The sequence below is a fragment of the Micromonospora sp. H61 genome (assembly GCF_018070325.1).
Lineage (GTDB): Bacteria > Actinomycetota > Actinomycetes > Mycobacteriales > Micromonosporaceae > Micromonospora > Micromonospora salmantinae.
Window position 1 is genome coordinate 1 of the sequence record NZ_JAGPXY010000087.1, and the last position, 23,931, is coordinate 23,931.

Annotated in this window: 22 protein-coding genes; 10 read left to right on the plus strand and 12 right to left on the minus strand. The window is 72.2% G+C overall.

The window, feature by feature from the left end; translation table 11 throughout:
- Positions 1-222 precede the first annotated feature (222 nt).
- Both KBX08_RS28795 and KBX08_RS28800 read left to right on the plus strand, forming a co-directional pair.
- On the plus strand, positions 223-1,335 hold the full coding sequence (locus tag KBX08_RS28795; RefSeq protein ID WP_210786456.1) for a TOMM precursor leader peptide-binding protein: 1,113 nt from the start codon (positions 223-225) through the stop codon (positions 1,333-1,335).
- The gene (locus KBX08_RS28800) at positions 1,332-2,678 is read left to right on the plus strand and encodes an AarF/ABC1/UbiB kinase family protein (protein WP_210786457.1); all 1,347 of its coding nucleotides are present in this window, start codon (positions 1,332-1,334) and stop codon (positions 2,676-2,678) included. Before KBX08_RS28795 ends, KBX08_RS28800 begins: the two co-directional genes overlap by 4 nt.
- 315 nt (positions 2,679-2,993) lie before the next feature.
- Here KBX08_RS28800 and KBX08_RS28805 read toward each other — a convergent pair whose 3' ends face one another.
- From KBX08_RS28805 to KBX08_RS28815, 3 genes are all read right to left on the minus strand, one after another.
- Positions 2,994-3,359: a WhiB family transcriptional regulator gene (locus KBX08_RS28805; RefSeq protein ID WP_030490434.1), complete on the minus strand. Its 366-nt coding sequence runs from the start codon at positions 3,357-3,359 to the stop codon at positions 2,994-2,996.
- 130 nt (positions 3,360-3,489) lie between these two features.
- Entirely contained in the window at positions 3,490-3,705 is a 216-nt protein-coding gene (locus KBX08_RS28810; protein WP_210786474.1) for a hypothetical protein, read from the minus strand.
- Between the two features lie 154 nt (positions 3,706-3,859).
- Positions 3,860-6,025: an ATP-dependent DNA helicase UvrD2 gene (locus KBX08_RS28815; RefSeq protein WP_210786458.1), complete on the minus strand. Its 2,166-nt coding sequence runs from the start codon at positions 6,023-6,025 to the stop codon at positions 3,860-3,862.
- Positions 6,026-6,117: 92 nt separating this feature from the next.
- Between KBX08_RS28815 and KBX08_RS28820 the strand changes: the two genes are divergently transcribed.
- Complete coding sequence (locus tag KBX08_RS28820; protein ID WP_030337579.1) at positions 6,118-6,360, plus strand: mycoredoxin; 243 nt, start codon at positions 6,118-6,120, stop codon at positions 6,358-6,360.
- Here KBX08_RS28820 and KBX08_RS28825 read toward each other — a convergent pair.
- Positions 6,350-7,717: an MFS transporter gene (locus KBX08_RS28825; RefSeq protein WP_210786459.1), complete on the minus strand. Its 1,368-nt coding sequence runs from the start codon at positions 7,715-7,717 to the stop codon at positions 6,350-6,352. The genes KBX08_RS28820 and KBX08_RS28825 overlap by 11 nt on opposite strands.
- Positions 7,718-7,930: 213 nt before the next feature.
- On the opposite strand from KBX08_RS28825, the gene KBX08_RS28830 reads away from it, so the two are divergent.
- The 3 genes from KBX08_RS28830 to KBX08_RS28840 all read left to right on the plus strand — a co-directional run bounded on the left by KBX08_RS28830 (position 7,931) and on the right by KBX08_RS28840 (position 9,714).
- Complete coding sequence (locus KBX08_RS28830; protein WP_210786460.1) at positions 7,931-8,911, plus strand: helix-turn-helix transcriptional regulator; 981 nt, start codon at positions 7,931-7,933, stop codon at positions 8,909-8,911.
- A 74-nt stretch (positions 8,912-8,985) separates the two neighbouring features.
- Complete coding sequence (locus tag KBX08_RS28835) at positions 8,986-9,225, plus strand: DUF397 domain-containing protein (protein WP_112583698.1); 240 nt, start codon at positions 8,986-8,988, stop codon at positions 9,223-9,225.
- 213 nt (positions 9,226-9,438) lie between these two features.
- Positions 9,439-9,714, plus strand: coding sequence for a hypothetical protein (locus KBX08_RS28840; protein ID WP_091406149.1), 276 nt, complete (start codon positions 9,439-9,441; stop codon positions 9,712-9,714).
- Positions 9,715-9,841: 127 nt separating this feature from the next.
- Here the strand turns inward: KBX08_RS28840 and nudC are convergent, their stop codons facing one another.
- From nudC to KBX08_RS28855, 3 genes are read right to left on the minus strand one after another with little or no spacing between them, the layout of a single operon-like run.
- Entirely contained in the window at positions 9,842-10,801 is a 960-nt protein-coding gene (gene nudC / locus KBX08_RS28845) for an NAD(+) diphosphatase (protein ID WP_210786461.1), read from the minus strand.
- A gap of 37 nt (positions 10,802-10,838) precedes the next feature.
- On the minus strand, positions 10,839-12,185 hold the full coding sequence (locus tag KBX08_RS28850; RefSeq protein WP_210786462.1) for a pitrilysin family protein: 1,347 nt from the start codon (positions 12,183-12,185) through the stop codon (positions 10,839-10,841).
- Positions 12,182-13,492 carry a pitrilysin family protein gene (locus KBX08_RS28855; RefSeq protein ID WP_210786463.1) on the minus strand — a complete coding sequence of 437 codons (1,311 nt, stop codon included), beginning with the start codon at positions 13,490-13,492 and terminating at the stop codon, positions 12,182-12,184. The genes KBX08_RS28850 and KBX08_RS28855 overlap by 4 nt, the downstream gene beginning before the upstream one ends.
- A gap of 277 nt (positions 13,493-13,769) precedes the next feature.
- Between KBX08_RS28855 and KBX08_RS28860 the strand changes: the two genes are divergently transcribed.
- The 4 genes from KBX08_RS28860 to KBX08_RS28875 are packed head-to-tail and all read left to right on the plus strand — an operon-like array spanning position 13,770 to position 17,025.
- Entirely contained in the window at positions 13,770-14,834 is a 1,065-nt protein-coding gene (locus KBX08_RS28860) for an ABC transporter substrate-binding protein (protein ID WP_210786464.1), read from the plus strand.
- The gene (locus KBX08_RS28865; RefSeq protein WP_091406162.1) at positions 14,831-15,610 is read left to right on the plus strand and encodes an ABC transporter ATP-binding protein; all 780 of its coding nucleotides are present in this window, start codon (positions 14,831-14,833) and stop codon (positions 15,608-15,610) included. The genes KBX08_RS28860 and KBX08_RS28865 overlap by 4 nt, the downstream gene beginning before the upstream one ends.
- Complete coding sequence (locus KBX08_RS28870; protein WP_210786465.1) at positions 15,600-16,484, plus strand: ABC transporter permease; 885 nt, start codon at positions 15,600-15,602, stop codon at positions 16,482-16,484. The genes KBX08_RS28865 and KBX08_RS28870 overlap by 11 nt, the downstream gene beginning before the upstream one ends.
- Before the next feature lies 1 nt (position 16,485).
- Positions 16,486-17,025, plus strand: a complete 540-nt coding sequence (locus tag KBX08_RS28875) for an Rrf2 family transcriptional regulator (protein WP_307850677.1) — start codon at positions 16,486-16,488, stop codon at positions 17,023-17,025.
- A 42-nt stretch (positions 17,026-17,067) separates the two neighbouring features.
- Here the strand turns inward: KBX08_RS28875 and KBX08_RS28880 are convergent, their stop codons facing one another.
- The 5 genes from KBX08_RS28880 to KBX08_RS28900 form a co-directional block, all read right to left on the minus strand.
- Positions 17,068-17,268: a hypothetical protein gene (locus KBX08_RS28880; RefSeq protein ID WP_210786466.1), complete on the minus strand. Its 201-nt coding sequence runs from the start codon at positions 17,266-17,268 to the stop codon at positions 17,068-17,070.
- 245 nt (positions 17,269-17,513) lie between these two features.
- Positions 17,514-18,827 (minus strand): DEAD/DEAH box helicase, encoded by a 1,314-nt coding sequence (locus KBX08_RS28885; protein ID WP_210786468.1) that lies wholly within the window; start codon positions 18,825-18,827, stop codon positions 17,514-17,516.
- 223 nt (positions 18,828-19,050) lie between these two features.
- Positions 19,051-19,254, minus strand: coding sequence for a cold-shock protein (locus tag KBX08_RS28890; RefSeq protein WP_007464836.1), 204 nt, complete (start codon positions 19,252-19,254; stop codon positions 19,051-19,053).
- A gap of 226 nt (positions 19,255-19,480) precedes the next feature.
- Positions 19,481-22,942 (minus strand): ATP-dependent helicase, encoded by a 3,462-nt coding sequence (locus tag KBX08_RS28895; protein ID WP_210786470.1) that lies wholly within the window; start codon positions 22,940-22,942, stop codon positions 19,481-19,483.
- 81 nt (positions 22,943-23,023) lie between these two features.
- On the minus strand, positions 23,024-23,931 hold a 908-nt coding region (locus tag KBX08_RS28900), incomplete at its 5' end, for a PD-(D/E)XK nuclease family protein (RefSeq protein ID WP_210786472.1).

Below are 23,931 nucleotides of genomic sequence, written 5' to 3' on the forward strand. Positions count from 1 at the left end.
CGAGACGGGGTGAGGGGGGGGGGGGGGGCGGGGGGCCCCCCCCACCCCCGTTGCCGAATCGGGAGTGCGTGCCAGCGCTGCGGTAGCCCTGTCGGGTGACCGACAACAGGCGCTAAGGGCTGTGGAAAACCCGTCAAATCCTGTGGATAGCGCTGGACAGCGGCCTGACCGCCTGTGGACAACGATCGACTGAACGCGAACACGCGGTCACGATTCGTGACCATGAGCCGTACCGTACTGCCCCGCCCCACCCTGCTGCCCGGCCTCAACCGGCTCTGGCGGGACCGGCACACCCTGCAACTCGGCCTCGGCCCTGGGCCGGCTGCCCTCCTGGAGTTGGCCAACCCCCGCGCCGCCCACCTGCTCGACCTGCTCGACGGCACCCGCAGCGAGCGGACCGTGCTGATCCAGGCGGCGTCCGCCCAGGTCAGCGCCGACGACGCGCGTACCCTGCTCGACGCCCTGCGGGCCGCCGGCCTGTTGGTGGCCGCGCACAGCCTGCTCCCCCGCGACCTGACCGGCCCGGTCCGCGCCCGGCTCGCGGCGGAGGCCGGCGCGCTGGCCCTGGCCGCCGCCCGACTGCCCGGCACCCCCGCCCAGGTCCTGCGTAGGCGGCGGGCGGCCCGCGTCCTGCTCACCGGCGCCGGGGCGCTCGGCGGGCCGTTGACGGTGGCGTTGGCCCAGTCCGGCGTGGGGCAGGTGATTCCCCAGCTCACCGGCTCGGTACGCCCCGTCGACCTGATCGGCACCGGCATCCCCGCCGCCGAACTGGGCGGGCCGCTCGCACCGGCGGTGCGGGCTGCGGTCAACCGCGTCGCACCGGGTACCGGCACCCATCCGAGCCGCGCCGGGCGGATCGACCTGGTGATCCAGCTCGGCACGGACCGGCCTCCCGCGCTGCTCGCCGCCGGTCTCGCCCAGCGCCGGCAGCCGCACCTGCTGGTCACACTGCGCGAAGGCGTACCGGTGATCGGGCCGTTGGTCCGCCCACCAGCCGGGCCCTGCCTGCACTGCGTCGAGCTGCACCGGGCCGACCGTGACCCGGCCTGGCCCCGGCTCGCCGCGCAACTCGCCGCCGCCGACCCGGTGGCCGCCGCAACGACCGGCACGCTGCTCGTCGCCTGCGGGTACGCCCTGGCCGAGTCGCTGACGCAGCTGGACGGCGGCCATCCGGAGACGCTGGGCAGTGCCATGGAGATCACCGGTGCCGGCCGTTTCCGTCGTCGGGGTTGGCCGCCACACCCGGCGTGTGAGTGCTCGCGAGGCCGAGTGTCCGCACCAGCCCGGCCGCAGAGCAGCAGCGGGGCCCTCCGGTCGGTAACAATGACCGGGTGACCGACATCCCGCGCCGCGCCGTGTCCCGCACCGCCAAGCTCGCCGCCCTACCGCTCGGCTTCGCCGGCCGGACCGTTCTCGGGATGGGAAAGCGCGTCACCGGGCTGGCCTCCGACGTGATCTCCGCGGAGATTCAGCAGCGCACCGCCGAGCAGCTATTCAGCGTGCTGGGCCAGCTCAAGGGCGGGGCGATGAAGTTCGGCCAGGCGCTGTCGGTCTTCGAGGCCGCGTTGCCGGAGGAGATCGCCGCGCCCTACCGGCAGGCGCTGACGAAGTTGCAGGAGGCGGCGCCACCGCTGCCGGCCGCCAGCGTGCACAAGGTGCTGGCCGAGCAGCTCGGCCCCGACTGGCGGGACCTGTTCGTCGAGTTCAACGACGTCCCGGCCGCCGCCGCGAGCATCGGTCAGGTGCACCGCGCGCGCTGGCGCGAGCCGGGCTTCGACGAGTCGGGCGAACCGAACAGCCGTGACGTGGCGGTCAAGATCCAGTATCCGGGGGCCGGCGACGCCCTGCTCGCCGACCTCAAGCAGCTCTCCCGACTGGGCGGAATGTTCCGGGCCATCCAACCCGGCCTGGACGTCAAGCCGCTCCTGGCCGAGCTGCGCGAACGGATCACCGAGGAGTTGGACTACGAGTTGGAGGCCGAGTCGCAGCGCACCTTCGCCGCCGCGTACGCCGACGACCCGGAGATCTACATCCCCGAGGTGGTCAATGCCTCGCCCCGGGTGCTGGTCACCGAATGGGTGACGGGCACCCCGCTGGCCGACATCATCCGCGAGGGTACCGAGGAGGATCGGGACGAGGCGGGCCGATTGATGGCCACCCTGCACCTCTCCGCGCCGCAGCGGGCCGGGCTGCTGCACGCCGACCCGCACCCGGGAAACTTCCGGCTGCTGCCCGACGGTCGACTCGGGGTGATCGACTTCGGTGCGGTGGCCCGGATGCCGGAGGGCACTCCGGAGCCGATCGGTCGTATCGCCGCGACGGCCCTGCGCGGCGATGCCGACGAGGTCGTGGCCGGGCTGCGGTCGGAGGGGTTCATCGGCTCGGCCGAGGAGATCGACGCCGAGGGGGTGCTCGACTTCATCCGCCCCATGTTGGAGCCCATCGCGGCGGACGGGTTCCGGTTCACCCGGGCCTGGCTACGGGCCGAGGCGGGTCGACTGGCCAGCCCTCGCTCCCCCACGTACCAGCTGAGCAGGCAGCTCAACCTGCCACCGTCGTACCTGCTGATCCACCGGGTGACGCTCGGGTCGATCGGGGTGCTCTGCCAGTTGGAGGCGAAGGCCCCCTACCGGAGCATCCTGGAGCGCTGGCTGCCCGGCTTCGCCCCGGTCGCCTGACCGTCGAGGCCCGGACGGCTGAACACATGGGGAAGGGCGGGTGCCGGTCGGCACCCGCCCTTCTGCGTGGGGTGGTACTAGAGAACACCCAGGTCGCGAGCCGCCTGGTTGCGGCCGGTCATGGCGACGGTACGGGCGGATCGGGTTGCCTCAGTGCTCGTGGTGGTACGACCGGCCTGAGGCCGGCGCATTCGAGCCCGGGTCAACGCTTCGTGGAGTAGTTGCATCTCGAAGGCTCCACTCGGAACGTTCAACATCGTTTTCTCACTCACTGCCGGTGTGCCACCGGCGTAGTTGGAACGGGTCGGGAACATGTCAGGCTGCCAGCCGGACCGCGCCACGCACCTCGGACAGCCCACTGGCCGCCAGGCGCGCCTCGGCCTCGACCCGAAGCTCGGCGTCACGGGCGACGTCCTCCTTACGCGGACGGCCACGGGGCCGCTTACGCGGGACAACCGCGCCACGCTCGAAGATCTCGCCGCCCCAGACGCCCCACGGCTCCGCTCGCTCAACGGCTCCGGCCAGGCACTCGACACGCAGCGGGCAGTCCCCGCAGAGTGACTTGGCCAGCTCGAGCTCGGTGGGCGAGTCGGAGAACCACAGGTCGGGGTCGAACTTCCGGCAGGGCAGGTTCGCCTCCATCTCGACGCTCATGTCGAGGGGGGCCAACGCCAGACTCATCTCCCGGTCACCTCTCTCTCACTTCGATCTCGTGGATCGCATTCCGACGTACTTACGGCGGGCAAAAAACTGAGGCCGCGGATCCCGGTAAGCGGGTTCCGCGGCCTCGAGGTGAGCCGGAGTCTGATGGTCAGACCGGTTTACCTCGAGGTGGAACGCCGCGGACATCCATGCGCTTCTTGGCGACCTGGATGCCATTGCCCGTGAAGCCACTGGTCCCCTCGACTCCAGCGGGCGCGACGGTCAGGATCAGCTCGGCCTGAACCTGGTGCACCTGTGGAACCGACGGTCGTGCGGCCGTAAGGGCCACCCGGACAGCCGACAGCGGAGCGCAGACAGACGGCATCGCCGCCAGACGCTCATAGGTGAAGATCTTCACGGGTGCCACCTCCCTCACGTTCCTCGAATCGACTGGACCGACCTCGTGAGCAGCCGGAATGGCGCCGCTCGCGTGGTGTGTCCTGAGGCTATTCCTCGCGCCGGGGCGAGGGCAAACGAATTTACGACGAGATTTCGAAAGTTTTCTCCGGGCAGACATCGTCCACCCCGGCACCGGCCACGAGGGCCAGCACCGACTCCCCGTAGAGACCCAACTTGCGAGGGCCGATACCGGCGATGGCAATCAACTCCTCCGACCGGCCCGGTCGCCGCTCGGCCAACGCGACAAGCGTCGCGTCGGTGAAGACCACGTACGCCGGGACCTTCTGCGCACCGGCCACCCGCTGCCGCCACTCGCGCAGCCGTTCGTGCAGCTCATCGTCTATGTCGGACGGGCAGGTGGGGCAGCGGCCGAGCTTGCGGTCCGGGCCGGCGAGCAGGGTGGCGCCGCAGATCCGGCAGGAGACGATCTGGGTTCGCCGTCGCTCGGGAGTGCGGGCCGGACCGGCGCCGCCGGTCGCCCGTTCGGTGCCGCCGGAGCGGTCCAGTTGGGGCAGGAACCGCGACGGCCGCCGGGCCCGGCCGCCCGGCGAGCGCGCGGCGGCGTACGACAGCCACAGCCACTCCCGGGCGCGGGTGATCCCGACGTAGAGCAGCCGGCGCTCCTCCTCGACCTGTTCGACGGTCTTGGCGTACGTGGTGGGCAGGGTGCCCTCGGCGAGGCCGACCAGGAAGACGGCGTCCCACTCCAACCCCTTGGCCGAGTGCAGGGACGCCAGCGTCACGCCGTCCACCGTCGGCACGTGCTGCTGGGCGGCCCGGCGCGCCAACTCCTCGGTGAAGTCGGTGAGGGTGACCGGGCGCTCCACCGAGGCGGCCTCGCCGATCGGCACGACCTCGGGGGTGGCCGCGTACTCCTCGGCGAGCTGGACCAGCGCGGACAGCGCCTCCCACCGCTCGCGGGCGGCGCCGCCGGCCGGGGGCGCGTCCGGGGCCCAGCCGACGGCGGTGAGCGCCTCGACGACGGCGGCCGGCAGCGGAGTCTCCCCCGGGATCGAGCGGGTGGCCGCCCGCAGCGCGACCATCGCCTGGCGCACCTCGGTACGTTCGAAGAACCGCTCCGCGCCCTGCACGACGTACGGCACCGCGGCCTCGGTGAGCGCCTTCTCGTACGCCTCGGACTGCGCGTTGACGCGGAACAGCACGGCGATCTCCTTCGCCGGCGTGCCCGCGTCGATCAGCGACCGGCAGCGCGCGGCCACCGCGTTCGCCTCGGCCGGCTCGTCGGTGAAGATCCGCAGGTCCGGCTCGGGGCCGGGCGGGCGTTGCCCGCTCAACTCCAGCCGCAGGCGCGCCTCGGTGCCCCGGGCCTGGGAGATCACCGCGTTGGCCAGCCCGACCACCTGCGGGGTGGAGCGGTAGTCACGGACCAGCCGGACCACTGTGGCGTTGCGGTGCCGGCGGGGGAAGTCGACAAGGTACGCCGAGGTCGCCCCGGTGAACGAGTAGATCGTCTGGCTGGCGTCGCCGACCACTGTCAGGTCGTTGCGGCCAGCCAGCCAGGCGTCCAGCAACCGCTGCTGGAGTGGGTTGACGTCCTGGTACTCGTCGACCACGAAGTGCCGGTACTGGCTGCGGATCTGCTCGCCGACGTCCGGGTGCTCCTCGATGCCCCACACCGCGGCCCGCAGCATGTCCTCGAAGTCGATCACGCCGTTCGAGCGCTTGAGCTGCTCGTACGCGGTGAACACGTCGGCGACCTTCGTCGGCTCGTGCGGTGTGTCGCGCAGCGCCCGGGCCGCGGCCACCACGTAGTCCGTCGGCTCGACCAGCGACGACTTCGCCCACTCGATCTCGCCGGCCAGGTCGCGGGCGGCGGCCCGGTCGGTACGCAGGCCGACCCGGGCGGCGGCGAGGGTGACCAGTCGTACCTTGCTGTCCAGGAGTTCGGGCATGGCGCGGCCGGCCAGCAGCCGGGGCGCGAAGTACCGCACCTGGCGCAGCGCGGCGGCGTGAAATGTCCGCGCCTGGACACCGCTCGCCCCGAGCAGAGTGAGGCGGTGTCGCATCTCGGCGGCGGCGCGGGCGGTGAAGGTGACAGCGAGCACGTGCCGGGGGGAGATCTCCCCGGAGAGCGCCCGGTGGGCGATTCGGGAGGTGATCGCCCGGGTCTTGCCGGTGCCGGCGCCGGCCAGGATGCAGACCGGTCCGGCAGGTGCGGTCACGGCGGAGCGCTGCTCCGGGTCCAGCCCGGCGAGCACCTGTTCCGACGCTGAGTGAACCACCACAACCAGGAATCATCTCAGCTCCTCCCAGCGTTGCAGCGAACAGCCTCGGCTTGATCCGCAAGCCGCGGCCGGAGGAGTTGGAGGATCCGAGGATGCTGACGATGTATTCCACCCCCTGGTGCGGCTACTGCCACCGGCTGAAGTCGCAGCTCGACCGGGAGGGCATCGGGTACGAGGTGGTCGACATCGAGCAGGACCCGAAGGCCGCGGAGTTCGTGATGAGCGTCAACGGCGGCAACCAGACGGTGCCGACGCTGCGCTTCGCCGACGGCAGTGCCCTGACGAATCCCTCGATCACCCAGGTGAAGCAGCACCTGGAGACGCTCAACGCCTGATCTTCCGGTTCATTCTCGGTGCGCGGCCGCCCCACCCGGGGCGGCCGCTCGTCGTGTCCGGGAACGGGTGGCCACGGTCGGTGGGTGTCGGAAGCCCGGCTCGGTCGGCGTCCTCGACCGGACGGCGAGGTGCCGGGAGCGTCGGGCGGGTGGGCGGCGTCGGCGGGCGGGCCCCGGCCGGCGCGCTCAGATGCCGGCCCCGCCACAGGTAGCTGCCGGCGGCCAGGGTGGCCACCCCGACCAGCACGAACAGCAGCCGGTAGTCCAGGAACCCGACCAGCAGGGCACCCGCTCCGATGGAGACCGCCTGCGGCCCGCTGACCACCGCCTGGGTGGCCGCGGCGACCCGGCCGACCAGCGAAGGCGGCGTACGGCGCTGGATCAGCGTGTGCAGACCCACCATCGTCAGCGGGAGCGATACCCCGGCCAGCAGCACCGCCGCGAACCCGAGCCGCAGATCGGGGAACGCGAGCGCGAGCGCGGCCGGCGAGAAGAAGGCGACCCCGGCGGCCAGCGTGCCGACCTCTCCGAGCCGGCGGACCAACGTCGGTGAGCAGAGTCCACCGAGCAACCCGCCGACGCCCTGCACTGTGACCAGCACTCCCACGAACGCGGCATCCCGGTTCAGCCCCTGGTCGACGTAGGCGAAGATGAGCGACTCGCTGAAGCCCATCACCAGTGATCCGAGCCCGTAGCCGAGCAGGGCCCGTCGCAGGGCCGGCTCGCCGGCCAGGTGCCGCAGACCGGCGCCCAGTTCGGCCGGCCACCGCAGCCGTACGGCCGGTGGCAGTTGTTGCGGGGTGGGCAGCGCGGTGACCACCGCCGCCGCGGTCAGAAATCCGACCATGCCGATTCCGGCCAGCGCCCACCCGCCGAGCGCCGCGTAGAGCGCCGCGCCCACCAGCGGGCCGACCAGTCGGATCCCCTGGCGTACGGTCTGGAGCACGCCGTTCGCGTCGGCCAGCAGCTCGACCGGCACCATCTCGCGGATGAGCCCACTGAGCGCCGCGCCGAGCGTGATGGACGAGAGTCCGTACAGGGCGGCCACCAGGTAGACGACCCAGACGTCGCCCGCGTCGCGGACGGTGAACAACGGGGCGAGCAGGGCCGCGGTCAGCACGTTCGCGGCCACGAAGAACGGTCGGCGCGGGTAGCGGTCGACGACCCAGCCGACCAGCGGCGCCAGCGTCATCGGCGCGATGACCGCGAAGATCGTGGCACCGGCCAACCCGTTCGAGCCAGTCAGATCCTTGACCCAGATGGCGAGTGCGAGCAGCAGGATCGACTCGGCGGTCATGCTGGCCAGCAGGCCGCCGAAGAGCAGGCGGAAGTCGGGTCGGCGCAGGATCGTGCGCATGGGTCCCTCCGGCGGGATGGCTGCCCAGGTGGGCGAGGTCGACGGGCCGCGACCGCGGGTCCGTCGTCATCCGGCATTCCCGTGGTGCGATTTTCGCAAGACACGCCCTCGCCGGAACCTCCGACACCGGTCGCGCCGTCCATACTGACCGTGGGGGGCGAATTTCATACAGTTACCGTCGCGTCTGCGGCGGTCGACGGGAAAGAGGACACTGTGCCTCCTGCCGCACCCAGCCCGATCCTGCGTCGTCGCCGGTTGGGCGTCGAGCTGCGCCGCCTCCGTGAGGCCGCGGGCCTCACCGGCGATCAGGTCATCGAGCGTATCGGTTGGGCCTCCGCGTCCAAACTGTCCCGCTTGGAGAACGGCCGCAGCCGACCGGACCCGCAGGACGTCGGCGACCTGCTCGACCTCTACGGCGCCGACCAGGCGCTGCACGACGAGCTGCTGGGCATCACCAACGAGGCCGGCGACATGCGCGGCTGGTTGAAGAACTTCCCGGTGATGACGCAGCAACAGCGCGGTTGGGCCGAGTTGGAGGCGGGCTGCGCGGAGATCTCCGAGTACAACCCGGTGCTGGTGCCGGGCCTGTTGCAGACCCCCGGGTACGCCCAGCTCCGGATCGTGTCGGCCCGGCAGGTGAACGCGGGCGCGGGCGAGCCGGAGCCCGGCGACGAGCCGGAGACAGAGGTGCAGGCGCGGCTGGCCCGCCAGTCGTTGCTGACCCGCGAGCCGCACGCTCCCCGCTACACCGCGGTCTTGGAGGAGGCGGCTCTCGGTCGTCGGGCCGGTCCGCCAGAGGTGCTGCACGAACAGCTGCTCCAACTCTGCGAGTTGGCGCTGCTGCCCAACGTGGCCCTGCACGTGCTGCCCCGGGACACCCAGATCGGCAGTTGGTACCTTCCGCCGACCGCCTTCTCGGTCTATCGGTTCGCCGATCCCCTCGATCCGGAGACATTGGCCATCGAAGGTGGCTTCACCGACGTCATGTCGACCGAGTCAATCACGCTAAATCGCTATAAAGTGGTGTTCGAGTGGCTATGCACGGCGGCACTTAACGCCTCGGACACCCTCTCCTGGCTGATCGAGGCAACGGGACGGCTGACCGAGGCGACGCCCCCATCCGCAGTGGCGTTCGGGCCGGCAACGGCGCCGACCCAACGCCGCCGGGAATCAGGGCGACTGACGGACCGGTGATCCACGGGGGACCCTCCGTCGGGACGTGCGGCACCACTCGTCCCATCGGATCGCTGCACATCAGGAGCAGAACCATGAACGAAATCCGCAACACGCCGTCCGTCTCCGCCCACTCGTTGGCGGACGCCCCGTGGCGTACCAGCACACGCAGCCAGACCTCCAACTGCGTGGAGGTCGCCCCACTGGCCACCGGACCGTCGGCGGTCGCCCTGCGCGACAGCAAGGACCGGGGCGGCCCGGTGCTGCTGTTCAACCGCGCGGGATGGCTCGGTTTCATCACCGGGGCGAAGAAGGGCCAGTTCGATCTGAACTGATTCGGTGACTGGTACGGGGCCGTCGGCGCACTGCCGGCGGCCCCGTCGCTTTGCGACGCGGCGACCCTGCTGAGCAGCCATCCGCCGATCGGACGAGGCTCGAAACCGATAGGCGCGTTTCAGTTGCTGGGACGAACACGGGGCGTAACATGGCCCTCGAGTACGTGGAACTTCCACACCGGCTCATCCGTCGCGGTTCATCCGGAGACCCTCATGCGGTTCCTGATCGTTCGCACCGACATCCGCGCCGTCGCTGACGGGGACATCGCCGCCGCCTGGGCGGACGGCCACCGACTTCGCGACGAGACGACCACGCCCGAGCCGCGCCGGCAGATCGTGCACGCCGAGGACCGGGACGCCGCGCTGCTGCTGGCCCGTGCCCTGGCCACCGTCGGCGCGGTCCGTGCCGGCAAGCAACGGGTCAAGGTCCTCCCGCTGATCGAGTCGCGGCCCGCCTTCCGACACAGACCGGGCCGCACCGGCACCTGATTTCACAGGTCGTCCGTCGTGGTCGGACCGGCTCCCCCGCCGCGTTACTCGCACCCGCCGACCACGACGGCCCGTGTTCCCGGCCCGTGACCGCCGCGGCAACGGCGGCCACGGGTCGGGACCGTGCTCAGCGGTCGGCGTCCACCCAGCCGTCCAGCCAGCGGTGAATGAGGAACAGCGCGATCGACGACGGAGGCGGCAGGATCAGCCGGGCCCCGTCGCCCACGTCCACCGTCTGCCCGGCCAACGCCGCCCCGATCTCCCGGCGGGAGAACCACCGGGCGTACGCGATCTCGGACGGGTCGACCCGCACCGGCTCGGTCGGGTTCGCGGTGGCCAGGAAGCCCAGCATCAGCGAGCCGGGGAACGGCCAGGCCTGGCTGCCCACGTACCCGATGCGCTCCACTCCGATGCCCACCTCCTCGCGGACCTCGCGCAGCACGGCCGCCTCCGCCGACTCCCCTGGCTCCACGTAGCCGGCCAGGCAGGAGTAGCGACGACCACCCGGGGTGCCCTGCCAGCCGGCGTTGTTGCCGAGTAGGCAGCGGCCGTCCGGGCCGTCCACGCCGTCATGGACGAGCACGATCATCGCCGGGTCGGTGCGCGGCCAGATCCGCCCACCATTACGGTCCACCCGGGACCAACCCGCCTCGTCCATCGCGGTCGGCGCGCCGGTGATCGTCGAGTAACCGTGTCGGGTATGCCAGTTGACCAGCGCCAACGCGGTGGTGAAAATGCCGGCCTCCCGGTCGGCGAGCAGGTGACCCACCTCCCGGAGGTGGACCGCCCGGGTCCCCGGGATCGCCGGAAGGGGCGCGTCGACAGCGAAGACCGGCACCCCGTCCGGCTCGACACCCAGGAACATCGCCATCGACTCTGACCCGGCGGGCACGTCGCCCGCTCCGAACAGCACCAACGTCGGAGGCGACGTCTCGGTGCGGGCCAGCGTCCGACCGTCGTCGGTCGAATCGAGCAGCAGCACCCGGGCGCGCAACCACGCCTCGGTCAACCACTGCGAGTCACCCCGCCGGTGCGCGGCCCGATCCAGCGTGGACCGCGCCAACGGCGGCGCCGCCTCCCCGCTCACGCCAGCGCTCCGCTGCTGAGCCCCATGGTTCGCTCGCTCACGCCTTCTGCTCGGTGTGGACCGTGGTCAGCGCGGCCAGCCCCGGGGTGACCCGCTCCGCGTCGCCGAGCACCACGATCGCCGCCCGAGCCGGGGCCAGGTAGCGGGCCGCCGCCTGCGCGACGTCGTCGATACTCGCCTTCGCCAACCTCGCCGCGTACTCGGCGAGGAAGTCCAGGCGCAGACCGTTGCCGGCGTACGCGCTGGTCAACGCCGCCAACCCGGCCTGGGTGGACATGCCGAGCTGGAGGGTGCCCAGGGCGTACTGCCGGGCCTGCTCCAACTCCTCGGGCTTCGGCGGCAGCGACGCCAACCGGCCCAGCTCGTACGTCGTCTCCAGCAGCGCCGGGCCGGTGACCTCGGTGGCCACGTCGGCGGCGGCGACCAGCACCGACCCGGCGACGGAGTGCTCGATCACCGAGTGCGGGCCGTACGTGTAGCCCTTGTCCTCGCGGATGTTCTCCACCCACCGGGAGGAGAAGTAGCCGCCGAAGATCAGGTTGGCCAGTTGCAGCGGGGCGTGGTCCGGGTCGGTGCGCGACACCGCCGGCAACGCGATCCGCAGCGAGGACTGCACCGAGCCCGGCCGGTCGATCAGCAGCAGCGGCCCCGGCTCCAGCGGCGGGGTCGCCGGCAGCTCGGCCACCCGCCCGGCACCCGACCAGCCGCCGAGCGCGCGCTCGGCCGCGTCCAGTGCCTTCTCCGGCTGCACGTCGCCGACCAGCACCAACTGCGCGCCGGTCGGGTGGACCCGCTCCGAGTGCAGGGTGCGCAGCGCGGCCGGTCGGACGGCACGGATCTGGCCGGGCTCCGGCGTCTGCGTCGCGTACGGGTGACGGCCGTAGATCCGCTTGAGCAGCGCCTCCCGGGCCAGGTGCGAAGGCTGGCTCTGCGCCACCTGGATCCGGTCGACCAGCCGGTCCCGTTCGGTGGCCACCTCGTCACTCGGGTAGCTGGCGCCGGTCAGCACCTCGGCCAGCAGCTCCAGCATCCGGTCCAGACCGGTGACCAGGCCGGCGCCGGAGAGCATCAGCCGGTCCGGGTCGACGCCCGCGGAGAGCCCGCCGCCCACCTTCTGCAACTCGGCGGCGATCTGCACGCTGGTCATCGACTCGGTGCCGGAGAGCATTGTCTGCGACAGCATCGCGCCGCGGGCCAGGTGGACCCGGCCGAACGGCACCCAAAGCCGCAGTTCGACAAGGGGCACGGCGGGCCGGCGTACGGCGATCACTGTGAGCCCGTTGCGCAGCGTGCGCTCGGCCTGCTTGGGCACCTTGAGCTTGCGGGTCGGCCCGAGCGGCGGCAGCGTACGAGGCCCGACCTGAGCAGTGGTGGTAGTCGTCATCGGGCGCCTCCGGCGATGACCTCGATGGCGGCCCGGCGCTCCGGGCGCAGGGTGGCCGCGGCGGCCCGGACCTGCTCCTCGGTGACCTCGCCGACCAGCCTGGGCAGTTCGTTGAGCAGACCCGGTTCGCCGCGTTGCTGCTCCAGCACGGCCATCCGCAGCGCCCGACCGAGCACCGCGTCGGTGTCCCGCAGCAGGTGGGTCGCCATCCGGGCCTGGGTGCGGGCCAGTTCACCGTCGGTCAGCCCGTCGGTGGCCAGCCGGTCCAGCTCCTCGTCGATGGTGCGCAGCACCTTGTCCACATCGCCACCGGGCGGCAGGTGCGCCTGCAACAGCAGCGCTGTGGGGTCGCGGACGTCGAACGGGTCGCCCATGAAACCGAGGTATCCGCCGAGGCTGGTCACCGTGCGGTCCCGCTGCACGAGCCGTTCCACCAGCCGCGACGCGTCGCCGTCGGTGAGCACCTCGGCCAGCACCACGTACGGCAGGTAGCCGGCGAAGTCGGTGACCGGGTCGGGCACGCGCCAGGCGCCGGCCACCGCCGGCAGCGGCGCCAGGGCATCGGTGTACGAGGTGCGCCGCTCGGCGCTCAGGTCGGGCTCGGTGAAGTCGGGCCGTTGGGGTGCCGGCCGGGCCGGCACGTCGCCGAAGTGCCGGGTGACCAGCTCGATCGCCTCGGCCACGTCGATGTCCCCGCTGACCGCCAGCACGGCGTTGCCGCTGGCGTAGTACCGGCGGAAGAAGTCCGCGGCGTCGGCGACGGTCGCCGACTCCAGGTCGTCGAAGGAGCCGTAACCGTCGTGGGCGTTCGGGAAGGTGTCGAACATGACCGGCGGCAGAGTGAGCCAGGGGAAGCCGCCGTACGGCCGGTTGAGGACGTTGACCCGGATCTCCTCCTTGACCACGTCGACCTGGTTGCGCAGGTTTTCCTCGGTCAGCCGGGGGCCCCGCATCCGGTCCGCCTCCAGGAACAGCGCGCGCTCCAGCGCATTGCTCGGCAGCGTCTCGAAATAGTCGGTGTAGTCCAGGTGGGTGGAGCCGTTGAAGGTGCCACCCGCGCCCTGCACGTGCCGGAAGTGGGCCAGCTTCTCCAGGTTCTCCGAGCCCTGGAACATCAGGTGCTCGAAGAGGTGGGCGAAGCCGGTACGCCCCTCCGGCTCCGAGCGGATGCCGACGTCGTAGACCACCGCCACCCCGATCACCGGGGCACTGCGATCGGGGGTGAGCACCACCCGCAGGCCGTTGTCGAGGGTGAACCGCTCGACCGGATACTTCGTCGCTGGAATTCTGGATCTCCGCGCCGCCACGGAGTCGACCCTAGCGCGTCGACACCTCCGCCACCCGCGACCTTCCCGGAGCCGCCGCGACCGGGGCCGTCACCAGGGGCAGCACCTCGGCGCCGACCCGCTCGGCCTCCTCGCGGTGCGGCCAGCCGGAGGGGATGAACTCGTCGACGCCCTCGCGGCACCTTCGGTGACGTGGCTGAGACCCGCCATCCCGCCATGTGGATGGGCCTTGACGCTGACCGCAGCCTGACCCACTCTTCCTACCAACTAAGTAGGAATACTGCGGATTGGATGGACGATGAGACGGCTCCCCTTGCGCCGGTTGGTCACCCTGGCCACCCTCGCCGCCCTCGGCGCGGCGACCCTGGGCAGCACCGCCGCGTGCGGCGACGACAGCGAGGGCGCGGGCGGCAGCTCCGGCCCGGTGACGCTGCGCCTCGGCTACTTCCCCAACATCACCCACGCGCCGGCGGTCGTCGGCGTGCAGAAGGGCATCTTCGCGGAGAAGCTCGGCACCAACGTCAAGCTGGACCCGAAGACCTTCAACGCCGGCCCGGCCGCCATCGAAGCGGTCTTCTCCGGCGCGCTGGACGCCACCTACATCGGCCCGAACCCGACGGTGAACGCCTTCTCCAAGTCCAAGGGTGCGGCCGTCCGGGTCATCTCGGGCGCGGCGTCCGGCGGCGTGGCGCTGGTCGTCAAGCCCGGCATCACCGGCGCTCAGGACCTGAAGGGCAAGAAGATCGCCACCCCGCAGCTGGGCAACACCCAGGACGTGGCAATCCGCTACTGGCTCAAGCAGCAGGGCCTCAAGACCACCAAGGAGGGTGGCGGCGACGTCAAGATCGTGCCGCAGGAGAACGCCCAGACCATCGAGACGTTCAACAGCGGTGCGATCGACGGCGCCTGGGTGCCCGAGCCGTTCGTCTCCCGCCTGGTCAACGCCGGCGGCAAGGTGCTCGTCGACGAGCGCGACCTGTGGCCGGACAAGAAGTTCGTCATCACCAACCTGCTGGTGAGCACCAAGTTCCTCAAGGCGCACCCGGACGTCGTGCAGAGGCTGGTCGACGGTCAGGTGGCCGCCAACGAGTTCGTCAACACCAAGCCGGACGAGGCGCAGCAGGCCATCTCCGACGCGATCGGCAAGATCACCGGCAAGCCGCTGGACCTGAAGCTCATCAAGCAGGCGTGGCCGACGTTGGAGTTCACAAACGACCCGATCTCGTCCTCCCTGAAGGCCGGGCTCGACCACGCAGTCGACGTGGACCTGACCGAGCCGGTGGACCTCAAGGGCCTGTACGACCTGCAGTACCTCAACAACGCGCTCAAGGCGCACGGCAAGCCCGAGGTCGTCCAGCCATGACGTCGACCACGACGACGCCGCAGAGCGCGACCACCGCGGTCGCGCTCTCCGGCGTGACCAAGGTGTACGGGCGCGGGGCGAACGCCGTCCTGGCCCTGGACGGCGTGTCGCTGGACGTCGCACCCGGCGAGTTCGTCTGCCTGGTCGGCGCGTCCGGCTGCGGCAAGAGCACCCTGCTCAACCTGGTGGCCGGGCTGGACCGGGTCAGCGGTGGGCAGATCACCCTCGCCGGCGACGCCAACCCGGGGCTGATGTTCCAGGAGCCGGCGCTCTTCCCGTGGCTGACCGTCGACGCCAATGTGGAGGTGCCCCTCAAGCTGCGTCGACTGCCCCGGGCCCAACGCCGCGAGCGGGTCGCCGAGTTGCTGCGCACGGTGCACCTGGCCGACTTCGGCCGCAAGCGCCCGCACGAGCTCTCCGGCGGAATGCGGCAGCGCGTCGCGCTCGCCCGCACGCTGGCCCTGGACACTCCGGTGCTGCTGATGGACGAGCCGTTCGGCGCGCTGGACGCGATGACCCGGGACATCCTGCACGACGAGCTGGAACGGATCTGGTCCGAGCGCAAACTCTCGGTGCTCTTCGTGACGCACAACGTCCGCGAGGCGGCCCGGCTGGCCGACCGGATCATCCTGCTCTCCAGCCGACCCGGCCGGATCATCTACTCCACCGAGGTGGACATCCCGCGCCCTCGCCGGATCGACTCCCCCGAGGTCGCCGCCATCGCCGCCGAGGTCACCGAGCGGCTCCGTACGGAGGTGGGCCGCCATGGCCAGTGACACCCTCACCAGTTCGGCGCGTACCGACGCGGAGATCACCGGCCTCGACGCGCTGGAGATCGCCGGCCGGGACAAGGAGGTCTCCCGGGGCGCCCGGATCTGGGCGGCCACCTGGCCCAAGCTCGCCGCCCTGGCCATCACCATCGCCGCCTGGCAGTTCGTGGTCTGGACGGGTTGGAAGCCACCGTACTCGTTGCCGGGGCCGCTGGAGGTCGGCCGCGAGCTGATGACCCAGGCCCAGGGTCCGCAGCTCTGGGAAGGCATAGCCACCACGTTGCGCCGGGCCGCCCTCGGGTACGTTTTCTCGGTCGCCGTCGGCCTGCTGCTGGGCCTCGCGGTGGCCCGGTCCACGGTGCTGCGCGCCGCCATCGGCTCGATGATCACCGCGTTGCAGACCATGCCGTCGATCGCCTGGTTCCCGCTGGCCATCCTGCTCTTCGAGCTGAGCGAGAAGGCGATCTTCTTCGTGGTGGTGCTCGGCGCGGCACCGTCCATCGCCAACGGGGTGATCTCCGGGGTGGACTACGTGCCGCCGCTGCTGGTGCGCGCCGGCCGCAACCTTGGTGCCCGAGGGCTCAACCTCTACCGGTACGTCATCGCACCGGCCGCCCTCCCGGCGATCGTCGCCGGGCTCAAGCAGGGTTGGGCGTTCTCCTGGCGCAGCCTGATGGCAGGTGAGCTGCTCGTGGTGGGCATCTCGCAGACCTCGCTCGGCGCCCAGCTCACCTACTCGCGCGAGTTGTCCGACTCACCCTGGCTGCTCTCCACGATGATCGTCATCCTGGTCGTGGGCCTGGTCGTGGACGCCGCGTTCGGCGCTGCGGACAAGGCGATCCGGCGCCGCTGGGGCGTACTGGACCAGGCTGGTCAGTGACGTGTTCGTCTCCGCGCGCAGTGACTACGCGCTCCGGGCGATGCTCGCCGTCGCCGCCGCCGGTGGTGCTGACGGCGGCGGCGGCGACCGGGTCGGCGAGTTGGTGAAGGCGGCCAGCCTGGCCGAGGTGCAGGACATCCCGCTCAGCTTTCTGCAGGGCATCCTGCTCGACCTGCGCCGGGCCGGTCTGCTGCACAGCCATCGCGGCGCCGACGGCGGGTACGCGCTCACCCGCCCAGCCGACGAGATCACCGTCGGAGACGTACTGCGTGCGGTCGGCGGCTCGCTCACCACGGTGCGCGGTCTGCCGGCCGAGCGGGCCGGCTATCACGGAGTGGCCGCCGGGCTCACCGACGTCTGGCTGGCGGTGCACGGGGCGATCGCCACTGTGGTCGACAGCACCACCCTGGCAGACCTGCTCACCCACGCCATATCTACATCCGAAAGTGCAAGATCGGCGCCGGGAGGGGGCGCGGAGGGGCGAGGCGATGTGGCCGGGCCGGTGCCCCGCCGACCCGACCACACCTCGTACCGATCCTGACCGGACCTGCCCCTCCGCCGGCACCGGTAGGCCGGTCGCTGCTCAGCCCACGTGTGCGGTCGCCGGGGCGAGGCCCGGGTCGCCAGGACTGTGCATCTCCACCAGACCGGCGGGAGCGTTGCCCGCCGAGGTGGCATGCCAGGGCGCGAAGGCCGCAACCATGGCGAGCAACAACCCGGCGAGCGCGACCGCGACCACCAGGATCAGTTCACGCAGCGCGCCCGAGCCGGCTTCGCCCGCCATGGTCACCCCTCCCGTGCCGGGCCCCCCGCCCGACATCCCCCGTCGATCAGCCTCGACCACGACCGGCCGGGGCGCAGTCGGCCAGCCGACCCAGCGGAGGCTGATTACCGACTCAGCAGAGGGGCCACCCGGCGCGACCTGCCGACCGGTCGGGCCGCACGGACAGCCGACCGGCCCCGGCACACCGCGCAGAAAAAACCGACCCGCCCCGCCGAAGCGGGACGGGTCGGTCGACGCGCAGAGGATCAGACGGTACGGGGACGACGCGGCCGACGGGACCGGCCCGACGCGCGGTGCGCCGGACGGGCGCCACCGTCGGCGGCCGAGCCGCCGGAGGTACGGGCCCGAGAGGCGGGCGCCGGCGGAGCGACGATGGTCACCGGCACACCGGACGGCTCGCGGGCACCGGTCACCCGGGCCAGCGCTCCGTCACCCGCGCGCACCTGGACCGACTCGGGCCGGATACCAGCGGTGGCCATCAGCCGGGACACGTCCCGGCGCTGCTCCGGCAGGACCAGCGTGACCACGGAACCGGACTCGCCGGCCCGGGCGGTACGGCCGCCCCGGTGCAGGTAGTCCTTCGCCTCGGTCGGCGGGTCCACGTTGACCACCATGTCCAGGCCATCCACGTGGATGCCACGGGCCGCCACGTCGGTGGCGACCAGGGCGGTCACCTGACCGTTGCGGAACTGCTCCAGGATCCGGGTGCGCTGCGGTTGGGACTTGCCGCCGTGCAGCGCGGCCGCGCGTACGCCCTTGGAGAGCAACTGGCGGGCCAGCCGGTCGGCGCGGTGCTTGGTGCCCATGAACAGGATGGTGCGGCCCTCACGGGCGGCGATCCGGGTCAACGCGTCGGGCTTGTCCGCAGCGTCGACGTGCAGCACGTGGTGGGTCATCGCGGTGACAGTCGCGGTGCCCGGGTCGACCGAGTGGGTGACCGGGTTGCTCAGGAAGCGGCGGACCAACCGGTCCACGCCGCCGTCCAGGGTCGCGGAGAAGAGCATCCGCTGCCCCTGCGGCGCGACCTGCTCCAGCAGCTTGGTGACCTGCGGCAGGAAGCCCATGTCAGCCATCTGGTCGGCCTCGTCGAGCACGGTGATCTCGACCTGGTCGAGCCGGGCGTCGCCACGGTTGATCAGGTCGTGCAGCCGACCGGGGGTGGCGACGACAACCTCGGTGCCGGCGCGCAGGGCGTCCGCCTGCCGCTGCAACGACAGGCCGCCGACCACTGTGGCGCAGCGCAGCCCGACGGCGCGGGCGTACGGGGCCAGGGCGGTGGTGACCTGCTGAGCCAGCTCGCGGGTCGGCACCAGCACCAGAGCCAGCGGGCGGCCCGGCCGCGCCTTACGGCCGGCGGTGCGGGACAGCAGCGGCAGCCCGAAGGCGAGGGTCTTGCCGGAGCCGGTACGACCCCGGCCCAGCACGTCCCGGCCGGCGAGCGAGTCGGGCAACGTCGCCGACTGGATCGGGAACGGCTCGTTGATGCCCTGCGCGGTCAGCGCGGTGAGCAGCGCCGGCGCCAGACCGGTATGAGCGAACGAAGGAATAACTGTGGTCATGCGGAAGCCTTCCTCGACGCGGCACGTGTCGAGGGAGGGCGCCGAAGTCGGCGCTGTCACCAGCGGAAAAAGGCCGCCAGGACTCACAAGCACGAACCGAAAGGGAGTACAGGCCGGCCCGCCGCCGGGCCGCTACCTGCGTACGCAGGCGGCAGCGGGGCGGGCCGGTCCCGTCACCGTCACACCCGGAGGGCGCGACAGGTAATGCTGACCGATCCGAAGATCAGAGCGGGCGGATGTTCTCCGCCTGCGGGCCCTTCTGGCCCTGGGTCACCTCGAACTCGACCCGCTGGTTCTCGTCCAGGCTCCGGTAGCCGGAGGACTGGATCGCCGAGAAGTGGGCGAAAACGTCGGCGCCGCCGCCGTCGGGGGTGATGAAGCCGAAGCCCTTGTCAGCGTTGAACCACTTCACGGTGCCAATAGCCATGTGTTTCGTCTCCTTGACGGAACGTCGGACATGCACTTGTTGCGTGCCCGAAGAGGAGCGCTCCGCGCGGGGATGCGCGAATCGCCTGTCGCTTCTGGTCGCCCCGCCCGGAGAACTCCGGACACAACAAAGAGCGCCTGGGGCCACAATCCCGCCAGGCGCACACAGAGTCTCTGGTAACCAAAACTGCAACCCGGTCAACCTACCACGGTTTTCCCCGCAGTGGTCAACGTTGGGCAGAATCCTCGGGCAACTGGGCGATCATGGCCGTGAGGCCCGTCACATCCAGCAGGTCGGCGGGCCGGACGGTCACCCCGTGGCGGACGTAGTGGAACGCCGCGCCCACCCGGTCGACCGGCACGCCGGCCAACTCCGCCCAGGCCAGCCGGTACACCGCCAGCTGCACGGCGGCCACGTCGGCCGCCGGCCCGGATGGCTGCGCGCCGGTCTTCCAGTCGACCACGTCGAACCGGCCACCCGGCCGGGCGAAGACCGCGTCCATCCGGCCCCGCACCACGACACCGGCGATCACAGTGGCGAACGGCACCTCCACCTCCACCGGCGACCGGTCGGCCCACTCGCTGGCCAGGAACCGCTCCTGAAGCTCGACCAGCGCCTCGTCGGGTGCGGCATCGGCGTCGGCCGCGCCCGGCAGCTCGTCCAGGTCCAACAGGCGGTCGGCGCCGAAGCGCTGCTCCAACCAGGCGTGGAAGGCAGTGCCTCGACGGGCGTACGGGTTGGGTTCGGCCGGCACCGGGCGACGCAGCGTACGGGCCAGCGCCGCCGGATCACGCCGCAGCGCGACGAGTTGGGTGACGCTCAGCGCCCCGGGCAGCGCCACCTCGACCGCACCGGAGAGCCGGGTCAGCTCGGCGCGCTCCGCCAACAGCAGGTCCGCCTCGCGCTGCCAGCGCGCCACCTCCGGATCCACCTCCGGCTCGACCGGCTCGACCTCGATCGACGGCACCGGCCCGGCAAGCACCGGCCCGACCGGCGGCACCGGCCCGACCGGCCCGGGGAGCACCGGCCCGACCGGCCCCGGGAGCGCCGCCGCCGGACCGTCGGCCATCAGGCGACGCACCAGCCCGGCCGCCTCGGCCAACGCCGGCCGGCGACCGCCCAGCGGGTCAGCGGGCCACTCCGCGCGGAGCACCACCTCGGCCGTGGGGTTCGTCGCGTCGGGAGTCGGCTCCGGCGCCCAGGCGTCGATCAGGTGCCCCGGCCCGCCGTCGAGGCAGGCGTCGTACACCTCACGCAGGAAGACCGACGGACCTCGCGGTCGCTTCGTGCCCTCCCCCCACCAGTAACCGGAGCAGAGCAGCAGCCGGCGCGGCCGGGTGACCGCCACGTACGTCAGCCGGCGTTCCTCCCGCTCGTCGTGGGCCCGCCACGCGTCGGTGAAGTCGGTCACCGCCCGCGCCACGGCCCGCTGGTCCCCCGCCTCGTCGAGTGCCAACTCGGGCAGGCCGTCGGCGTCGCCGCGCAGCGGGAACGGCAGCACACCCAGCCCACCCAGCCAGTGGTCGGAGTTGCGGACCGGCCCCGGCCACAGCCCACGACTGAGCCCGGCCACCGCAACGACGTCCCACTCCAGGCCCTTGGCGGCGTGCGCGGTGACCACCTGCACCGCGCCCTCCACCACCTCGACCTCGCCCGGCGCCAGACCGCGCTCCTCGTCCTCGGCGGCGGCCAGGTAGGACAGGAATCCGGACAGGGTCGCGCCGGGCGTCTCCCCGCTGAACCGGGCCGCCACGTCGCCGAGCGCGTCCAGATGCCCCCGGGCCAGGCCCGCGTCGCCGGCGCCGTCCCGGCCGGCCCGCACCGCGACCTCCACGTCCAGGCCGATGGTCCGCTCGATGTCCGCGATCAGGTCCGGCAGCGCCTGGTCCAGCCGGTAGCGCAGCAGCGCCAACTCCCGGCCGTACGCGCGCAGCCGCGCGAACCCCTCCGCCGAGTACGCCTGCGCCGGCCCGAGGTCGGCCAACGCCTCCACCAGAGTCGCCTCGTCCAACAGGTCTGGGCTGATCTCCGATGCCTCGTCGGCGGCCACCTGTCGCCGAGCGTTCGCGATGGCCCGCGCTCGCCGGTGCAACGCCACCAGGTCACGTGGTCCGATCCGCCAACGGGCGCCGGTGAGCAACCGCAGCAGCGCGGCGCCATCGGTCGGGTCGGCCAGGACCCGCAGCGTGCAGACCACGTCGCGTACCTCGGGGGTGTCCAGCAGGCCGCCCAGCCCGACCACCTCGACCGGTAGGCCCCGCTCGCGCAGAGCCGACTCGATCGCCGGGATCTGGCTGCGCACCCGGACCAGCACGGCTGTCGTCGGACGGCGGTCCACCGGGATGTGTTCCGGGGCCGCGCCCGGCATCCCGGCCGCCCCACGCCAGGCGGCGAGCACGCTGTCGGCGATCCAGTCGGCCTCGTCGGCGTACGTGGGCAGCATCGCGCAGTGCACGGTGCCGCCGGCCGCGCCGCCCGGGCTGCGGTGCGGGATCGGGTCCCGGACGGTCAGCGCGGAGCGCAGCTCCGGCACCCGGGCACCCGCCGCCCGCAGCGGGGTGGAGAGCGCGTTCGCCACCCGGAGGATCTCCGGGCGGTTGCGCCAACTCGTGGTGAGCCCCAGCGCCGGGGCCGGCTCCCCGTTGGCGCGGGCGAACTCGGTGGGGAACCGGTCCAGGGTGCCCGCGCTGGCCCCCCGCCAGCCGTAGATCGACTGGCACGGGTCGCCCACCGCGGTCACCGGGTGCCCGCCACCGAACAGCGCGTTGAGCAACACCACCTGGGCGTGGCTGGTGTCCTGGTACTCGTCGAGCAGCACCACCCGGAAGCGGTCCCGCTCTATCACGCCGACCCCCGGGTGGTCCCGGGCCACCCGGGCCGCCCGGGCGAGCTGGTCGGCGAAGTCCATCGCCTCGAAGTCCTCCTTGCGCCGGGCGTACGCCCGCACCAGCGGCAACAGGCGCAACCGGGTCTGCTGGAGGGTGAGCGCCTTGCGCACGTCGGCGTACACCCGACCCGGCCGGGACTGCACCTCGGCGAAGAACCGACCGGTCCAGGCCGCCAGGTCGTCCGGCGCGACCAGATGCTCGTCCAGCTCCCCGGCCAGCGCCAGCACCGCGTCGGTGATGGTGCTCGGCATCCGGTCCACCTCGGACATGTCGCCGTCGTAGTTGCGCACCAGCAGGTCGACCAACTGCCAGCGGGACGCCTCGGTGAGCAGCCGGGTGGACGGCTCGTAGCCGGCCCGCAGCCCGTGCTCGGTGACGATCCGCCCCGCGTACGAGTGGTAGGTGGAGACGGTGGGCTCACCCGCGAGCGGATCGTTCAGCGGATCCCGTCCCTGCCGGCCGAGTCGGCGGATCAGCTGGTCGAGCCGGGTCCGTATCCGATGGGCCAGTTCGCCGGCCGCCTTGCGGGTGAAGGTCAGCCCGAGGATCTGCTCCGGCCGCACGTACGAGTTGGCCACCAGCCAGACCACCCGGGCGGCCATCGTCTCGGTCTTGCCCGACCCTGCCCCCGCGACCACGAGCAGCGGCTCCACCGGGGCGGCGATGATCGCGGCCTGCTCCCGGGTGGGTGCCGGCAACCGCAGCAGCTTGGCCAGCTCCACCGGTGTGTACCGGGGGCCGGAGTCCGCGAGTCGGGGCGTCGGGGCGGGGCCCGCGCCGAACAGGGTGGGCTGACTCACGGTGCCGTCTCAGTTCCCAACACCGGCGTACTCCTCGCCCTCACGGTGCTATCTCAGTTCGTGACTGCGGGGCTCGCAAGCTCACTCCTCGCCCTCACCTGTGCGTCGGACGGTGGGCGGCTCGACGACCTGGCGACCCTGCCCGGAGACCGGGCAGCTGGTGCGCACCGGGCAGACCCGGCACTTCGAGTTGGCCACCGCGGCGAACGTGGCGGCTGCCATCGTATCGGCGGTCCGCCGGACCAGCGCGGTCGCCCAACCGGCCGCCGGGCCCTCGCTGGCGGCCGGCTGGTTCTGCTCCCTGGCGTCCTTGGCGGAGGTCCCGAGCTGCACCAGCGCCGCGCCCCCGGACTCGTCACCGAACTCGGCGAACGCCCCCGCCTCCACCGCCGCCTGGTAGGCGCCGAGCTGCGGGTGCTCGGCAAGGTCGGTGCCGGTGACAGCAGTGGACTTGCCGGTCTTCAGGTCGATTACCACGAGCCGCCCGGCCTCGTCGACCTCCAGCCGGTCGACCCGACCGGTCAGGTCGACGGGCCGGTTCGGGTCGTCCAGGCGGACGGCGAACTCGTGCTCGATGGCGAGCAACCGGCGCGGATTGGTGGCGAGCCAGCGCAGCAGCTTGTCGACCATCGCCTCGGCGCGTTCCCGCTCCGGCCCGGCCATCCACCGGGCCGCCAGCTCGATCGCGTCGAACCGGGCGGCCACGTAGTCGAGCAGCGCGCCCCGGTCGGCGCTGGCGTCCTCGGCGAGCATCGCGGCGGCGTGCACCAGGTTGCCCACCCCCTGCGCGGTGCTGGTCGGGCCGCTGCCGCCGTGCCGTTCCAGCAGCCAGCGCAGGCAGCACCGCAGCGCGCTCTCCATGGCCGACGGGGTGACCCGCACCGGGTCGCCGTCGTCGACGAGCGGCCGGTCGTCGGAGAGCACCCGCAGCCCCCACCAGTCGTCGGGGTGCGCGCCGGGCACCCCGGCGGCGGCGAGCCGGGCCAGCT

Coding starts and splice junctions, on each gene's coding strand:
- KBX08_RS28795 (WP_210786456.1), top strand. CDS start 223: ATGAGCCGTACCGTACTGCCCCGCCCCACCCTGCTGCCCGGCCTCAAC.
- KBX08_RS28805 (WP_030490434.1), bottom strand. CDS start 3,359: ATGAGTCTGGCGTTGGCCCCCCTCGACATGAGCGTCGAGATGGAGGCG.
- KBX08_RS28810 (WP_210786474.1), bottom strand. CDS start 3,705: ATGCCGTCTGTCTGCGCTCCGCTGTCGGCTGTCCGGGTGGCCCTTACG.
- KBX08_RS28820 (WP_030337579.1), top strand. CDS start 6,118: ATGCTGACGATGTATTCCACCCCCTGGTGCGGCTACTGCCACCGGCTG.
- KBX08_RS28825 (WP_210786459.1), bottom strand. CDS start 7,717: ATGCGCACGATCCTGCGCCGACCCGACTTCCGCCTGCTCTTCGGCGGC.
- KBX08_RS28835 (WP_112583698.1), top strand. CDS start 8,986: ATGAACGAAATCCGCAACACGCCGTCCGTCTCCGCCCACTCGTTGGCG.
- KBX08_RS28840 (WP_091406149.1), top strand. CDS start 9,439: ATGCGGTTCCTGATCGTTCGCACCGACATCCGCGCCGTCGCTGACGGG.
- KBX08_RS28850 (WP_210786462.1), bottom strand. CDS start 12,185: ATGACGACTACCACCACTGCTCAGGTCGGGCCTCGTACGCTGCCGCCG.
- KBX08_RS28860 (WP_210786464.1), top strand. CDS start 13,770: ATGAGACGGCTCCCCTTGCGCCGGTTGGTCACCCTGGCCACCCTCGCC.
- KBX08_RS28865 (WP_091406162.1), top strand. CDS start 14,831: ATGACGTCGACCACGACGACGCCGCAGAGCGCGACCACCGCGGTCGCG.
- KBX08_RS28870 (WP_210786465.1), top strand. CDS start 15,600: ATGGCCAGTGACACCCTCACCAGTTCGGCGCGTACCGACGCGGAGATC.
- KBX08_RS28880 (WP_210786466.1), bottom strand. CDS start 17,268: ATGGCGGGCGAAGCCGGCTCGGGCGCGCTGCGTGAACTGATCCTGGTG.
- KBX08_RS28885 (WP_210786468.1), bottom strand. CDS start 18,827: ATGACCACAGTTATTCCTTCGTTCGCTCATACCGGTCTGGCGCCGGCG.
- KBX08_RS28890 (WP_007464836.1), bottom strand. CDS start 19,254: ATGGCTATTGGCACCGTGAAGTGGTTCAACGCTGACAAGGGCTTCGGC.